This is a genomic window from Promicromonospora sp. NFX87, from assembly GCF_048564965.1.
GTDB lineage: Bacteria > Actinomycetota > Actinomycetes > Actinomycetales > Cellulomonadaceae > Promicromonospora.
In genome coordinates this window covers 4374576-4389947 of record NZ_CP183413.1, presented here as the reverse complement: position 1 = coordinate 4389947, position 15372 = coordinate 4374576, and the positions used below count along the sequence as shown (strand labels likewise).

The following is a 15372-nucleotide window of genomic DNA, read 5'->3' as shown; positions in this document are numbered from 1 at the left end:
GAGCGCGTCCCCGGCCGACCGGAGGGACACACCCTCCGGTCGGCCGAGCCGTCCGAGCGGCTGCGGTCGCCGCCTACGCCGGGACCGTCGTCGAGATCTCGAAGTCGAAGTAGGTGTCGGGGAACGGCTCGTCGCGGAGGCTGTAGTGCCACCACTCGTTGTCGTAGCGGTCGAACCCGCTCTCCTCCATGACCGTGCAGAGCGTCTGCCGGTTCCGGGCCTCGAGGTCCGGCACGCCCGCGGCCCCGTGGTGCGAGACCGGATCCATCAGGTCGTGGTCACCGCCCATGCTCGCCAGCTCGCCGCTGTCGAGGTGGAAGAGCGTCAGGTCGACGGTGCTGCCCCGGGTGTGACCGGACCTGGCCGCGACATAACCCCGCGAGAACATCTCCTCCCGGGCGATGTTCGGGTAGTGGCGCTGCTTGGTCCGGCCGTCCTCCGGCTCCCGCGACCACTGCAGGAAGCGGTCGACGGCACGCTGCGGCCGGTACCCGTCCCAGATCAGCAGCCCGAACCCGAGCGACCGGGCGTGCTCCTGCGCGCGCTCGAGAGCAGCGCACAGGGCCTTGGTGCCCACTACCCGGTTCGCCAGGTAGCCGTCGACGGGCTTTCCGGTGAAGTTGTCCCAGGTGGCGTACTTGGCATCCCAGCGGATGCCGGGGACGAGCTCGTCGACGAAGGCGAACTCGCCGTTCATCGTGCTGTCTGTCACCGTGCGCCCTGCAGCGCCAGCGGCACCAGGCGGTCGATCACCTCGGAGAGCGGCAGCCCGGCCGCGGCCATCATCCGGGGGTAGCGGCTGTACGACGTCAGGCCGGGCAGGGTGTTGACCTCGTTGAGGATCACCTGTCCGTCGTCGGTCAGGAACGTGTCGACGCGGGCGAGCCCCTTGCACCCGAGGGCGCGGTAGATGGCCTTGGCCGTCTCCTGGACGAGCGTGCGCTCCTCCTCGGTGATGTCGGCGGGGACGATGAACGTCGAGTTCTCCGAGCCGGTCTCGGGCGACTTCTCCTGGTGGATCCGGAAGAACCCGTGCGAGAGGTCGACGCGGTCGACCTCACCGGTGAACAGGTCGGGGTCGTTGCCCAGGACGGCGCAGCCGACCTCGCGACCGACCACGGCGCCCTCGATCAGGATCTTCGAGTCGTACTGGCGCGCGTCCGCCAGCGCGGCGGCCAGCTCGTCCGGGCCGGTGACCTTGCTGACGCCGAACGACGAGCCGGAACGGGCGGGCTTCACGAAGACGGGGTAGGTGAGCTCGTCGGCGTCGACGGCCTCGTCACCCTGCACGATCTTGAGGTCCGGCGTCCGGATACCCGCGGCCTGGACGACCGTGTAGGTGAGGGACTTGTCGATGCACACCACGGAGGCCTGGACGTCGCAGCCGACGTAGGGGATACCGGCGAGCTCCAGCAGGCCCTGGACGGCGCCGTCCTCACCCAGCTGGCCGTGGAGCACGGGGAAGACCACGTCGAGCCGGATCGCCTCGTACCCGCTCTCCCCGAGCACGAGCAGGCCGTGGACGCTCCGGTCGGGCGACAGCGTGACGGGACGCGAGCCGGCGTCCTCCCAGCCCTCCCCGGGACCGTCGCAGAGCCGCCAGTCGCCCTTTGTCGTGATGCCAATCCAGAACGGCTCGTACTTCTCGGTGTCGAGGCTCTTCGCGACCTCCCGTGCGGACTTCACGGAGATCGGGTGCTCCTCGGAGAGGCCGCCGAAGAGGATTCCGACATTGAGCTTGGACATGCAGTTTCTCGCTCTCGTAGTTTCAGGCAGTCGAGCAGGGCAGATATGAGCAGGTCACATATCAGTGGTTTCAGATACTTATGTGGTTCAAGCAGTTGATCAGGCTGTTCTCGACGGTGTCCGCCAGCGCGTGATCCGTGAAGTACGCCGTGTGCGGCGTGATGACGACGTTCGGCAGCCCGTGCAGCCGCGCGAGCGCTCCGTCGTCGAGGGGCTTGTGCCGGCGGTCCGCGTAGAAGACCCCCTCCTCACCCTCGACGACGTCCAGCGCGGCACCACCCAGGTGCCCGCTCTCCAGTGCCTCGAGCAGAGCCTCGGTGTGCAGGAGCGGCCCCCGGCCGGTGTTGATGACGTAGGCGCCGGGCTTCATCTGCGCGATGCGCCGCCGGTCGAGGAGGTGGTGCGTCGCCGCCGTCAGCGGGGTGTGCAGGGTGACGATGTCGCTCTCGCGGAACAGGTCGTCCAGGGGGACGTGGTCGTCCGAGGTCGCCGCGCGCGTGTCGTAGGCCAGGACGCGGCACCCGAAGCCGCGCAGGCGGTCGATGACCGCCGTGCCGATCCGCCCCGTCCCGACGACGCCGACGGTCAGGTCGCGCAGCTCCCGGCCGCGCGTCTCGCTCAGGCGGTAGTCGTGGGCCTCGACGCGGAGCAGCACGGACTTCAGCTGGCGCACGGCCATCAGCATCAGCATCAGCGTGTAGTCGGCGACGCTGTCGGGGGAGTAGGCGACGTTGCCCACCGTGATCCCGACACTCTTCGCGTACGACACGTCGATGTGGTTGTAGCCGACGCTCCGCGTGGAGATGTACTCGACCCCGACCTTGCTCAGCGCGAGCAGCGTGGGGTTGGTGATCTGCGTCTTGTGGCCGACGCTGACGCAGCTGTTGCCGAGGGCGAGGTCTGCGGTCTCCTCCGTGAGCGCGGCATCGATGATCGTGGGCTCGACGTCGAAGCGGGGCGCCATCGTCCGGAACAGGGCTGCCTCGTCTGCTCCGCAGCCGTAGACCGTGATGCCCGTCGTCGCGACGGTGGCCGAGCCGGACGGCCGGGATCGGGCGTCGGAGGTCATCGCCGGTGCGGGTCCGCTGGAGCTCATTCGACCAGTCAAGAGAGCGTCGTGTGGCTGGGGCGTATCGCTTTGTGCATACCCGGATGGTACCGGCCGTCCGGCTACCTGTGGACATCTCGCACCTTGTCCGGCTAGCGTTCCGGCCATGACGTCGCACCTCACGAGCCAGGACTGGTGGCCCGCCGAATAGGCGAGCCGCGACGCATCCACACACGTCCACGACCGCCTCTCCCCGAGGCGGTCGTTCGTGTTTTCCACGAGGCCGCGGACCGGGGCGGGGCACCCCCAACCGAGAGGCCCCGCATGTCCGACAGCCGTACCCCCGCCACCGTGAACCACCCGCTCCTCGGCCGTGTCCTGGCCTCCGACGGCACCCTCCCGTTCGCGCTCCTGCGCCGCGAGGGCAGCCTGGAGGTCGAGGTGCTGGTCGGCGAGGTGGTCGACGTCGGCCTCCTGGGCGACATCCCGCTCGACGGCGCGCCGGTGCTCGCGATCGTCCCGTTCCGCCAGGCGGTCGAGCGCGGCTTCACCGTGCACGACGACGGCGCCCCGCTGCGCTGCCTCGTCGTCCGCGAGTCGGAGCGGGTCTCCGTGGCCGACGCCGTCGGCGTCCTCCCGCCCGAGCCCGTCGCCGCCGAACCGCTCGGCTTCGACCTCCCCGACGACGAGTACGCGAGCATCGTGCGCCGCGTCATCGACGACGAGATCGGGCAGGGCGCGGGCGCCAACTTCGTCGTGATGCGCCGCTTCGAGGCGCAGACCTCCGCCGCGCCCGTGACCACGCTCACGTCGTGGTTCCGTGCGCTCCTCACGCACGAGATCGGCTCGTACTGGACCTTCGCGGTGCACGCCCCGGTGTCCGACGGCGAGGCGCTGTCCCTGGCGGGCGCCACGCCCGAGCGGCACCTGACCCTGCACGACGGCGTCGCGCGGATGAACCCGATCAGCGGCACCTACCGCCACCCCGCGACCGGCCCCACGCGCGACGGCGTCCTGGAGTTCCTGCGCGACACCAAGGAGAACGAGGAGCTCTTCATGGTGGTCGACGAGGAGATGAAGATGATGAGCGCGCTCTGCCCGGACGGCGGGCGCATCGTCGGTCCGTACCTCAAGCAGATGGCCCGCCTCAGCCACACCGAGTACCTGCTGGAGGGCCGGACCGACCTCGACCCCCGTGAGGCGCTGCGCCAGACGATGTTCGCGCCCACCGTCACCGGGTCGCCGATGGAGAACGCCTGCACGGTGATCACCCGCCACGAGACACGCCCGCGCGGCTACTACTCGGGATTCCTCGCGCTGTTCGAGCCTGAGGAGCCTGCCTCGTCGGGCTCTGCGAGCTACTCCCTCGACGCCCCGATCCTCATCCGCACCGCGTATCTGCACGACGGCGGCCGGGTGTCCGTCCCGGCGGGAGCGACCCTCGTGCGCCACTCGGTCCCCGAGCACGAGGTCGCGGAGACGCGGGCCAAGGCGTCCGGCGTGCTGACCTCGCTCGGGCTCGTGCCGCGCGGTGCCGGACCCGATGTCGCCGTCGACCTGAACGCGCAGCCCGGCGTCGCCGAGACGCTGGCCGCCCGCAACAGCCAGCTCGCCGAGTTCTGGGTGCGCCCGCAGGACGCCGTCCGCCCCGCTACGGCGACGGCCCTCACCGGCCCGAACGTCCTGATCGTGGACCACGAGGACCAGTTCACGACGATGCTCGCGCACCAGCTGCGCCACCTCGGCATGAACACCCGCATGGTCCGGTGGGACGCCGACTTCGACGTCCTCGCGGACGATCTCGTCGTGCTCGGCCCCGGGCCCGGCGACCCGCGCGATCACGAGGACCCACGCATCGCCTCCATCGCGCGGCGCATCCACGAGCGGGTCGCCGCGGGCCGGCCGCTGCTCGCGGTCTGCCTGAGCCACCAGGTCCTCGCGGGCCTCGCCGGCTTCCCGGTCCGCGCGCTCCCCGCGCCGCGCCAGGGCGTGCGGCTCGACGCCGACGTGTTCGGCAGCACGGCCGCCGTCGGCTACTACAACACCTTCGGCGCGTACGTCACCACGACCAGCGCCGCCGACGACGGTCCGGTGCCCCGGCTCGCCCTCGAACCGTCCGTCGACGCGGACGGCGTGCTCACCGCGCTGCGCGGCCCGCGTGTCGCCTCGGTCCAGGGCCACCTGGAGTCGGTGCTGTCGTCCGACGGCCTCACGGTCCTCGACGCCCTGACCCGGCACGTCCTGGGGGTCCCGGCGGTGCGGTGAGTCGGGGGTCTCGACGAGCGACCCCTACACGCTGCACGCGACGCGCCGGTGACGCCATGCAGGGTGTAGGGGTCGCTGAGCGAGCCTGTCAGTCCTAGGTCAGGCCGAGGCCCTCGGCGAGGTCGGACAGGGAGCCGGACGGCGCCGACGGGCTGGGCGACGTCTCGGGCGGCGTCGCCGGTTGCTGGGTGGGCTCGGACGGGCTGGGTGCCGGCGAGGGGGAGCCAGGGGGCTCCTCGCCGGGATCCGAGGGAACCGGCGTCGGTGTCGGGACCGGCGTCGGCGTCGGGACGGGCGACGGGACCGGAGACGGGACGGGACCGGCCGGGGGAGTCGTCGGCTTCGGCGCCGGCTTGCTCGGCGTCGGCTTGGGCTTCGGCTCGCTCGGGCTCGGCTTGGGCTTGGGCTTCGCGGCGGGCTTGGCCGGCTTCTTCGTCGGCGGCTTGGCGCTCGGCTCGTCCTTCGGCTTCGTCGGCCGCTGACGGGCCTCGGAAGCGGGGGAGTCGTCCTTCGGCCGGCGCTCGGCCGCCGTCGCGGACCGTGAACCGGTGCTGTCGGAGGAACTCGACGCGAAGGCCGGGCCCCACGTCTCGACGTCGGACGGGTCGACCGCACGGTCGGGAACCGGCCCGGCCGCGAAGAACTCGAAGTGCCACGGCTCGGGCTTGGCCCCGCCCAGCCGGGCCCACGACGGGTTGTCCCACCCGTAGTCCGGGCCGTGTACCCGCAGCCAGGTGTACTCCGGGGACGCGCCGCTCGAGATCGGGTTGCTGAGATCCACCGCGAGGCCCCAGCCGTGGTTGGACGTGCCCGGTACGGCGGCCAGGTGCGGCTTCGAGCCCGCGAGGCTGATCTGCTCCACGTAGGTGCGGTACGAGTCGGTGATCGGGATCGGGTAGCCGAACTTCCGCTCGAACTTCTTGTTCAACGCCGTCAGGCGCTCCGCGGCGTCGCACCGCAGCATGTGCCCCGGCGCGAACTCCAGGTCGCAGAGCACCGCTGCGGGGATCCGGCCGTTGGCATAGCCGAGCGTCGAGTCGCCGAACACCGCGACCACGTCGTGCAGGTTCGAGCGCAGCGAGGAGCCCTGACGCCCCGGACCGCCCGCGAGCAGCGGTGACCCGTCGAACCGGTCCGTGTGCTGCACGTCGACGGAGGCGTCAGGCATCGACTGGTCCAGCATGCCCGCCAGCCGCACCGCCGCGACCATCACCTCGTCATAGGTGACGTGGCCGGTCTCGGGGCCGACACCGTGCGGATCGCCCTCCGTGTCCTGGTCGCCTTCCGCGTGCGAGTGGTATTCCGCGGCGCGCACGTAGGACACGGCGACGGCCGACAGGACCTCCTGCCGCGCGGGTTCCTCGACGTCCTGCGGGCCCCGGCCCTTCTTGGCGGCGCGGGCGACGGGTGCGTCCTGGACCCGCAGGCCCCCGTTCTGCTCGTCGGACGGCTGCTGCTGCGCCTGATAGGTCGTGTACAGCATCCCGAGCTCGGCGGCGGCCTGCGCGATCGTCGGGCTGAGGTCCGGGCCCTGCTCTCGCGCCAGCTTCTCGACCCGCTCGAGGAGCACCACGATCTGCTCCACGCTCACGTCCGCGGGGACGGCCCGGACGACCGGCTCGGTCCTGAGCTGTGCGCGATGCTCGGCGGAGTGCTCGGCGGGGTGCTCGGCGGGACGTTCGCCATCAGCGGAGGACACCTGCCCGGGTGGGACATTCGCCGAAACGGTGAGGAGCAGACCTCCCGCAGTGACGGTGGCGATAACGCCGGCCCAGCCGGTGCGGACCCATCTTCTGTGGAGAGATCTGTGAGAAACCGGTTCGGATACGGGCACAGCGAACTTCTTCGCCTCGTCCTTCACACGTCGCTCCCTCGGTTGGTGCGTTCATTCGTGGTGCGTGCTGCTCAGGTCTGTCCACGGCGGTTAAAGGATCTCTTGGGGGCCGTTAAAGGAGTATCACGAGTTGGGTTGACGCACGAGGCGAAGGCCCTGCGGCCTGTCGCCCTTCCGGTCGCGGAGACGGGGGCCGGCCGTAGGCTTCCTCTGGCATTGCCCATTGAAAGTCATGGGAGTTTCCTGAAAGGGAGCGAGCGTGGATCCAGAGGACGGGCCCCGGGCGGGCGGCTGGCCGGCAGGATCGTCGGGGCAGGCACCGGACCAGGGCGGTGGGGGGCCGGATCGCGTGGTTCACGGCCGGGACCGGGAACTCAGGCTCGTCGAGGCGTTCCTGACCGGTCTCGATCCCACGACCCTGGTCGTGAGCGGTCTCAGCGGTATCGGCAAGAGCACCACGGTGCTGGCCGCGTTGCACCGGATCGGCGCGCAGACCTCGGCGGTGCGGGTCGTACGGTCGTGCTCGTCCCGTCCGTACGCGCAGGCGCTCTCCGGCCGGCTGCACCTCGACCTGTCGGCACACTCCGTGCCGGTGGGGCCGGTGCCGGTCGGATCCGCGCCGCTCGGATCCGCGCCGGGGCACGAGCTCGACGCGGCCGGCCTCCTGGAGGCGGTCGGCTCCGCCGTCGGGCCGGAGAGCGCGGGGCCCCGGATCCTGTTCGTCGACGACCTGGACGTGCTCTCGGCCGGCCGGGCCGCCTGGCTGCAGCAGCTCGGGGACCTGGCCTACGAGCGCGGCTGGCGCATCCTCGCCGCGGCCCGGCACGTTCCGGTCGGTCCGCTGCCCGACGACGTCGAGGTGCTCGACCTCGGACCGCTCGACTCCCGGTCGCTGCGCCTTCTGCTGGACGCCGCGCTGCGGACGCCGCTGGCCGCCGACGTCGCCGAACGGCTGCACTGGTGGAGCTCGGGCAACCCGCGCCTCGCCCTCGAGCTCGCCGACCGGCTCAGCCCCGGGCAGCGGCGCGGCGGCGAGCACTGGCCCGGGCCGGACACCGTCGGGCCGGTGGCCCGGCGGACGTTCCAGGTACTGCTCGGCGGGCTCGACGCCACCGCGACGTCGCGTCTCGCGAACCATCCGGTCCTGGCGGCGGCCGGCGTGCTGGACCGTACGGTCGACGACTCCGATCAGTGGAGCGTCGGGCTCGGCACCATCTCGGTCCCGCCGGGTCCCGGCGACGTGAACCGGCTGGCCGCGCGCTACCCGCTGCTCGCGCTGCTGTGCCGGGAACAGGCCCGCGAGGCGGCCGACGGCGGACGATCCGGCGGCGGGCCGGCCGACCCGGGAACGGTGGACGGCGGACCAGGCCCGGGCGTCGACCGACCGGCCTTCCCGGTCGCCGCCACCCTCGCCGAGGTGATCCTCAACGGGCTGCACCTGGACGCCGTCGAGGGGCTCTCCGCAGGCGAGCGGGAACCGCGCGCGGCGGCGCGTGCGGTCGGCCTCACGCTGCTGAGCGGGGCGACGTGGGCGGACGACCGGGCCCGCTGGTGGACGCCCGCGACGGTCAGCCCGGAGTGGACGGATCACCTGTGGTGGAGCGGGGCGACCGCCGTCGGACCCGCGCAGAGTGCGGCGGGGGGAGCGCGCTGCCGCCGCGCTGATCCAGCTCGAGCGCACCGGCTGCCTGGCCGATCCGGCCGGTCTCCGTGCGGACCTCGACGTGATCGGGTCCACGCGACGCCTGGACTGGGTGGGCGTCTGCCTCCAGGTGCGGGCCCGGCTGCTGCTGGGCGACGCGGCCGGGGCGCGGCGGCTCCTGGACGGTGAGTCGGGCACGTCGTCCGGCAGGACCGTCGCGGAGGTCGTGGCGAGGCACCTCGCCGCCGCCCGGGTCGCGATGTTCGAGGGGTGCGCGGCCGACGTCCGGCAGTGCCTCGAGAGGGTGACCGACCTGCGCCCCAGCGTCGCGGACTGGCTCCCGGTCCAGGGGCTGCGCGCCCGCCGCGGCGGCGATGCTCGACGGGAGGGCGCCGGCCGGCTCGGTGCCGCTCGCGGCCGAGGCGTGGTCGACCAGGGCGCTCGGCGAGTTCGCCGTGGACCTCGGCACGGCACACCTCGCCGTCGGCCAGGCCGAACGGGCCGCCGAGCTCCTGGCCCTCGGGCTCGAACGTTGCCAGTGGCCCTACCGGGGCCGGGTCCAGGCCCGGGCCGACCTGGTCGAGGCGGTCCTGGCCTCGAGAGGCGTCGGTGGCGAGGTGCCCCGGCCCGCGCTCGCCGACCCGCCGATCGAACCCCACGAACGGGCCGGCGCGGACACCGGCGCGGCCTACGCGCGGCTGCGGGCCATGCTGGCGGCCGCGGGCCCGCAGGGGGACGGCGTCGAGGACTGGCTGCCTGCCTCGCACCTGGTCTCGCCGTGGCAGCGGCTGCGGTCGCTCGTCGCCTACGGCCGGTACTGCCTGGCCCACGGGGACCGCGTGGCCTCCGAGCCCGCCCTGACGGAGGGCCGGGTGCTCGCCCGGCTGGCCGGCACGCCCGGCTGGCGCAAGGCGATCGACGCGTGCCTCGCCGGCTTCGGCGCCTCGGACGGTCCCGGCTGGGCCCGGCTGAGCGGGAACGACCGCGAGTTCGTCCGCCTGGCCCTGAAGGGCGTCACCAATGCGCGGATCGCGGAGGCGGCATACGTCTCCGAACGCACCGTCGCCAATCGCCTGCGCCAGATCTATGCCCTTCTGCGGGTAAGGGACCGCAAGGAATTGATGGAGCTGGCCGAGACGGACCCGCCCGGCTGGCTCAGCGGTAACGGCTGAGGTATTTTTCACCCGCTCCTTTTCGAGCCCTTTCGTCGCTTGCTGGGTCAGTGACCGAAATTCCCCGTCCTTTGTGCTCCGAGTTGTCCTCGGTTGCATCGACGCACTTCCTCATGCGTGATCGTGCGCCCGTGCATGATTGCCGTTCACGCGTGGCAGATCATTTCATTCCTGTGTCTTCTGAGGGCGGGCACGTACCGGACCTGGTGCGGGTCACAGCAATTCCGACGCCGTTGCAGCAGGCGCGAACGTGAGGAGTGATCTTCTTGATCTCGACGCATGTGCCGTTCATTCGAAGGCGAGATTCCCGAGGGCGAGTGCGAGGTGGCGCGACGTGGCGCAGAGGCCTCGCCGCAGTGGCCGCCTCAGCGCTCCTGATCACCGCGGTCGGCGCCCCCGCCGTCGCGGTGGACAACTACCCCGACGAGCCCTCCGAAGCGGAAGCCAGCGTGCTGGCGTCCGAGCTCATGCAGCAGGAGCTGCTGGGTGCGGCAACCTCCGACGCCGGGTCGCTCAGCAACCCCGGCCCGAACACGGAGAACCTGAACGTCGACCTCCTCGGTTCCCAGGTGCTCGCGCTCGGCGACATCCAGCTCCCGGTGGACCAGTTCCTTGACTTCGGCCAGATCGGCGCACTCGCCAGCACTAGCGAGGCATCCGGTCCCGTGGACGCGCACGCGGTGTCCGGCCTGCTGGGCGCCGACGGCGGCGTCACGCTGGACGGCGCGGAGGACTCCTTCGGCACCGCGTCCATCGACGTGCTGTCGCTGGCGGACCTCGTCGGCGTGGACGGCATCACCGACGCGGTGGTCGACGAGCTGACGATCGAGCTGGGTGCGCTCGGCGCCGAGGTCATCGCCGAGGACGGCGTGATCCTCGACCCCGACGGCGGCGTGACCGGACCGGGGCAGTACCGCCTCGCCGACGGCACGCTGCGCCTGCACTCCCCGGTCATCGAGGGCGCTGCCGACACCGTCTACGACATCGGCGGCGCGATCGACACGCAGATCGAGACGCTGGTCAACGACACGCTCGACATCTCGGCGCTGACGGCGCTGCTGGCCGCGGTCCCCGGGATCCCGGAGCCGACGGTCACCGTCGACTCCGACATGCAGGAGACGCTGTTCCAGTCCGTCGTGGGGGAGCCGATCACGTCGGCGAACCAGCTCGTGACCCTGGACCTCTCCACCGGTGAGCTGCAGGTCCACCTGGAGCACCTGGTCGAGGGCAACGACCCCTGGGGTGGTGGCGACGACGTGGGCATGAACGGTCTCGCCCCCAACTACGAGCTCATCGACGACCAGACGTACCCGCAGATCGCCGAGGGCGTCCACGAGATCATGCAGGAGGCCACGCGCATCCTGATCGGTGCGATCGAGGACTCCCTGAACGCGGTGACGATCGACATCGCGTTCTACGACCAGTCGGCGCTCGGCACGCTCGACGTGTCCTGGTCGGTGCCCCTGGCCGACGCCGTGAACGGCGACTTCCCGCAGGTCGTCAACAACAGCACCGGCGTCCAGGCGGTCACCGGAACCCTGCTGGCGACGACGATCAACGGCCTCGGCAACACCGCCGCGCCGATCTTCGGCGCCGTCTACGACCTCATCATCAGCGACGCGGGCGACCAGATCTTCGAGCTGCTGATCAACGACATCAAGTCGGGCATCACCGGGACGATCGGTGCCGCGCTGTCGCCCGTGTTCGACATAGTGGTGCAGTTCGTCTCGCTGCAGATCAACCACCAGGAGGCGGCTACCTGCACCACCGCCGACGGCACGGAGCTGCTCGGCCAGCTCGAGGTGTCCGCGCTCAGCCTCGGACTCGTCCAGGCGGCGGACGCCGGCCGGATCGGCCTCGGCAACGCCGGCGTGCGGATCGACGCCTGCGACCTGGCGGCCATCGCCCCGACCCTGGCGGTCGACCCGGGCGAGGTGGCGCCGGGCGGCACGACGACGGTGACGGGCGAGGGCTACACGCCGAACGCCACGGCCACGGTCCAGCTCACGGACGCCGACGGCAACCCCGTCGGTGACCCGATCACGGTGGACACGGACGAGAACGGTGGCTTCACGACGCCGCTCGTGGTGCCCGACGACGCCGAGCCCGGCGACTACACGGTGGTCGGCACGGACGACACGACGGATACGCCTGCCGAGGCGCCGCTGGTCGTGACCCCGCCGTCCGCGATCACCCCGGAGCTGAGCGTCGACCCGGCGGAGGTGGCTCCGGGCGACTGCACGGAGGTGTCCGGCTCCGGCTACACGCCCAGCGCGACGGTCACGGTGCAGCTCACGGACGCCGACGGCAACCCGGTGGGCGAGCCGGTCGTCGCCGACACGGACGAGAACGGCGCCTTCACCACGGAGCTCTGCGTCCCCGAGGACGCCGAACCGGGTGACTACACGGTGGTCGGCACGGACGACACGACGGGTACGCCCGCCGAGGCGCCGCTCGTGGTGACCGAGGCGCCGGCGATCGACCCGTCGATCACGGTCGACCCGGCGGAGGTCGTGCCGGGTGGCACGACGACGGTGACGGGTGAGGGCTACACGCCCGACTCGACGGTGACGGTGCAGCTCACGGACGCCGACGGCAACCCCGTCGGGGACCCGATCACCGTCGACACCGACGAGAACGGCGGGTTCACGACACCCCTGGTGGTGCCCGAGGACGCCGAGCCCGGCGACTACACCGTCGTCGGAACGGACGACACGACGGACACGCCGGCCGAGGCGCCGCTCACGGTGATCACCGGTGCCGAGCAGTGCGAGTCGGCACCTGAGCTGACGGTGACGCCGAGCTCTGTGCCGGCCGGCGAGACCGTGACGGTGGTGGGCACCGGCTTCCCGGCCGGGGTCGATGTCACGGTCCAGCTCACCGACGCCGAGGGCAACCCGGTGGGTGACGCCGTCACGGTTACTCCGGACGAGGACTGTGGCTTCACCACGGAGTACACGGTGCCTGAGGGCACCGAGCCCGGTGACTACGAGGTGGTCGCGGAGCCGGAGGACGGCAGCGAGGGTGCCGAGGCGCCGCTCACGGTCGAGCCCGCGGACATCACGCCGTCGCTGACGGTCGACCCGACCGAGGTCGAGCCGGGTGCCTGCACGGAGGTGACGGGTGAGGGCTACACGCCTTCTTCGACGGTCACCGTCCAGCTGACGGATGCCGACGGCAACGCCGTGGGCGACCCGGTCGTCGTCGACACCGACGAGAACGGTGCCTTTACGGTCGACCTGTGCGTGCCCGAGGACGCCGAGCCCGGTGACTACACCGTGGTCGGGACCGACGACACCACCGGTACTCCGGCCGAGGCGCCGCTGACCGTGATCACCGGTGCCGAGCAGTGCGAGACGGCACCCGCGATCACGGTGGAGCCCAGCTCGGTGCCGGCCGGCGAGATCGTGACGGTGGTGGGCACCGGCTTCCCGGCCGGCGTCGACGTCACGGTCCAGCTGACCGACGCCGAGGGCAACCCGGTGGGTGACCCGGTCACCGTGACGCCGGACGAGGACTGCTCGTTCACCACCGACTACACGGTTCCGGAAGGGACCGAGCCCGGTGACTACGAGGTCGTGGCGGAGCCCGAGGACGGCAGCGAGGGCGCCGAGGCGCCGCTCACGGTCGAGCCCGCGGACATCACTCCGTCGCTCACGGTCGATCCGGCGGAGGTCGCGCCGGGCGGCACCACGACCGTGACGGGTGAGGGCTACACGCCCGACTCGACGGTCACCGTCCAGCTCACGGACGCCGACGGCAACCCCGTCGGTGACCCGATCGTGGTGGACACGGACGAGAACGGTGGCTTCACGACGCCGCTCGTGGTGCCCGAGGATGCCGAGCCCGGCGACTTCACGGTCGTCGGCACGGACGACACCACGGGTACTCCGGCCGAGGCGCCGCTGACCGTGATCACCGGTGCCGAGCAGTGCGAGTCGGCGCCGGAGCTCACAGTGACGCCTGGCTCGGCACAGGCGGGCACGGACGTCACGGTTGTCGGCACCGGCTTCCCGGCCGGCGTGGACGTGACGCTCCAGCTCACCGACGCCGAGGGCAACCCCGTGGGTGAGCCGGTCACGGTCACACCGGACGAGGACTGCTCGTTCACGACGGACTACACGATCCCCGAGGGCACCGAACCCGGTGACTACGAGGTAGTGGCGGAGCCCGAGGACGGCAGCGAGGGTGCTACCGCACCGCTCACGGTCGAGCCCGCGGACATCGACCCGTCGATCACGGTGGCTCCGGCGGAGGTCGCGCCGGGTGGCACCACCACGGTGACCGGCGAGGGCTACACGCCCGACTCGACGGTGACGGTGCAGCTGACGGACTCCGACGGCAACCCCGTCGGGGACCCGATCACCGTCGACACCGACGAGAACGGCGGGTTCACGACACCCCTGGTGGTGCCCGAGGACGCCGAGCCCGGCGACTACACCGTCGTCGGAACGGACGACACGACGGACACGCCGGCCGAGGCGCCGCTGACCGTGATCACCGGTGCCGAGCAGTGCGAGTCGGCGCCGGAGCTCACGGTGACGCCGAGCTCTGTGCCGGCCGGCGAGACCGTGACGGTGGTGGGCACCGGCTTCCCGGCCGGGGTCGACGTCACGATCCAGCTCACCGACGCCGAGGGCAACCCGGTGGGCGATCCGGTCACGGTCACTCCGGACGAGAACTGTGGCTTCGCCACCGACTACACGATCCCCGAGGGCACCGAACCTGGTGACTACGAGGTCGTGGCGGAGCCGGAGGACGGCAGCGAGGGTGCCGAGGCGCCGCTCACGGTCGAGCCCGGCTCCGGTCCCGGGGAGGAGTGCACGGACCCGACCCTGGTCGCCGACCCGACGACCGTCGAGCCGGGCGGCGAGGTGACCGTCACCGGTACGGGCTTCCCCGCGGGTGTCGAGGTCAGCGTCACGCTGACCGACGCATCGGGTGACCCGGTCGGCGACCCGGTCACCGTGACCCCGGACGAGGACTGCGGGTTCACGGTCACCATCCAGATCCCGGACGACGCGGATCCCGGCGTGCACGTCATCGTCGCGGAGCCCGAGGACGGCAGCGACGGTGCCGAGGTACCGATCACTGTGACGGGACCTGACTCCAGGACGCTGACCGCCTGGTTCGAGGAGGACTCGGTGAAGCCTGGTGCGAGCCAGACTCTCTACGCCTCGGGCTTCGAGCCGGGTGAGATGGTCGTCGGCGTGATCCGCTCGACGTCGGTCAAGCTGCAGGCCGCCGCCGCGGACGACACGGGCAAGGTCGAGTGGACCTTCATCGTCCCGGCCGGGCAGAAGGCGGGTTCGTACATCGGAACCGCCACCAGCCAGACGGTCGGGGACTCCGCGGCTGCCTCGTTCAAGGTGGCGCTGACGTCCACCGGTGGTGGCAACGGTGACGGGGACGGCAACGGGAACGGTGATGGGAACGGCAACGGGTCGGGCAACGGCAACGGTTCGGGCTCCGGCTCGGGCGGTCTGGCCAGGACCGGTGCGGACGTCGCCACCCTGGTGACCATCTCGATGCTCCTGCTCGGGGCCGGTGCGGTACTGATCCGGCGTCGACGTGAGCTCGCGATGGCAGCGGCCACGGCCATGGGCAAGATGCCTGACAAGGAGTAGCAGGAAACCGCTGACGGCCGGTGATCCGGCCGGCGGGT

General features: G+C 71.6%; 8 protein-coding genes. 4 read left to right on the top strand and 4 right to left on the bottom strand.

The window, feature by feature from the left end; genetic code table 11:
• Positions 1-73: 73 nt before the first annotated feature.
• From vanX to ACNYC2_RS19650, 3 genes are all read right to left on the bottom strand, one after another.
• Entirely contained in the window at positions 74-697 is a 624-nt protein-coding gene (gene vanX / locus ACNYC2_RS19660; protein ID WP_419707864.1) for a D-Ala-D-Ala dipeptidase VanX, read from the bottom strand.
• 11 nt (positions 698-708) lie between these two features.
• Positions 709-1746: a D-alanine--(R)-lactate ligase gene (gene vanA, locus ACNYC2_RS19655; protein ID WP_419703410.1), complete on the bottom strand. Its 1038-nt coding sequence runs from the start codon at positions 1744-1746 to the stop codon at positions 709-711.
• Between the two features lie 70 nt (positions 1747-1816).
• A complete protein-coding gene (locus tag ACNYC2_RS19650) occupies positions 1817-2815 on the bottom strand; it encodes a D-isomer specific 2-hydroxyacid dehydrogenase family protein (RefSeq protein WP_419707863.1) in 999 nt (332 codons plus the stop codon).
• Positions 2816-3118: 303 nt separating this feature from the next.
• On the opposite strand from ACNYC2_RS19650, the gene ACNYC2_RS19645 reads away from it, so the two are divergent.
• A complete protein-coding gene (locus ACNYC2_RS19645; protein ID WP_419703409.1) occupies positions 3119-5059 on the top strand; it encodes an anthranilate synthase family protein in 1941 nt (646 codons plus the stop codon).
• 94 nt (positions 5060-5153) lie between these two features.
• Here the strand turns inward: ACNYC2_RS19645 and ACNYC2_RS19640 are convergent, their stop codons facing one another.
• On the bottom strand, positions 5154-6758 hold the full coding sequence (locus ACNYC2_RS19640; protein ID WP_419703408.1) for a M15 family metallopeptidase: 1605 nt from the start codon (positions 6756-6758) through the stop codon (positions 5154-5156).
• Positions 6759-7152: 394 nt separating this feature from the next.
• Between ACNYC2_RS19640 and ACNYC2_RS19635 the strand changes: the two genes are divergently transcribed.
• The 3 genes from ACNYC2_RS19635 (at position 7153) to ACNYC2_RS19625 (ending at position 15334) form a co-directional block, all read left to right on the top strand.
• Positions 7153-8724, top strand: a complete 1572-nt coding sequence (locus tag ACNYC2_RS19635; RefSeq protein ID WP_419703407.1) for an ATP-binding protein — start codon at positions 7153-7155, stop codon at positions 8722-8724.
• A 185-nt stretch (positions 8725-8909) separates the two neighbouring features.
• Positions 8910-9707: a LuxR C-terminal-related transcriptional regulator gene (locus ACNYC2_RS19630; RefSeq protein ID WP_419703406.1), complete on the top strand. Its 798-nt coding sequence runs from the start codon at positions 8910-8912 to the stop codon at positions 9705-9707.
• Between the two features lie 356 nt (positions 9708-10063).
• Positions 10064-15334, top strand: a complete 5271-nt coding sequence (locus ACNYC2_RS19625) for a choice-of-anchor G family protein (protein WP_419703405.1) — start codon at positions 10064-10066, stop codon at positions 15332-15334.
• The last annotated feature ends 38 nt before the right edge of the window (positions 15335-15372 follow it).

Coding starts and splice junctions, on each gene's coding strand:
- vanX (WP_419707864.1), bottom strand. CDS start 697: ATGAACGGCGAGTTCGCCTTCGTCGACGAGCTCGTCCCCGGCATCCGC.
- vanA (WP_419703410.1), bottom strand. CDS start 1,746: ATGTCCAAGCTCAATGTCGGAATCCTCTTCGGCGGCCTCTCCGAGGAG.
- ACNYC2_RS19650 (WP_419707863.1), bottom strand. CDS start 2,815: ATGACCTCCGACGCCCGATCCCGGCCGTCCGGCTCGGCCACCGTCGCG.
- ACNYC2_RS19645 (WP_419703409.1), top strand. CDS start 3,119: ATGTCCGACAGCCGTACCCCCGCCACCGTGAACCACCCGCTCCTCGGC.
- ACNYC2_RS19630 (WP_419703406.1), top strand. CDS start 8,910: ATGCTCGACGGGAGGGCGCCGGCCGGCTCGGTGCCGCTCGCGGCCGAG.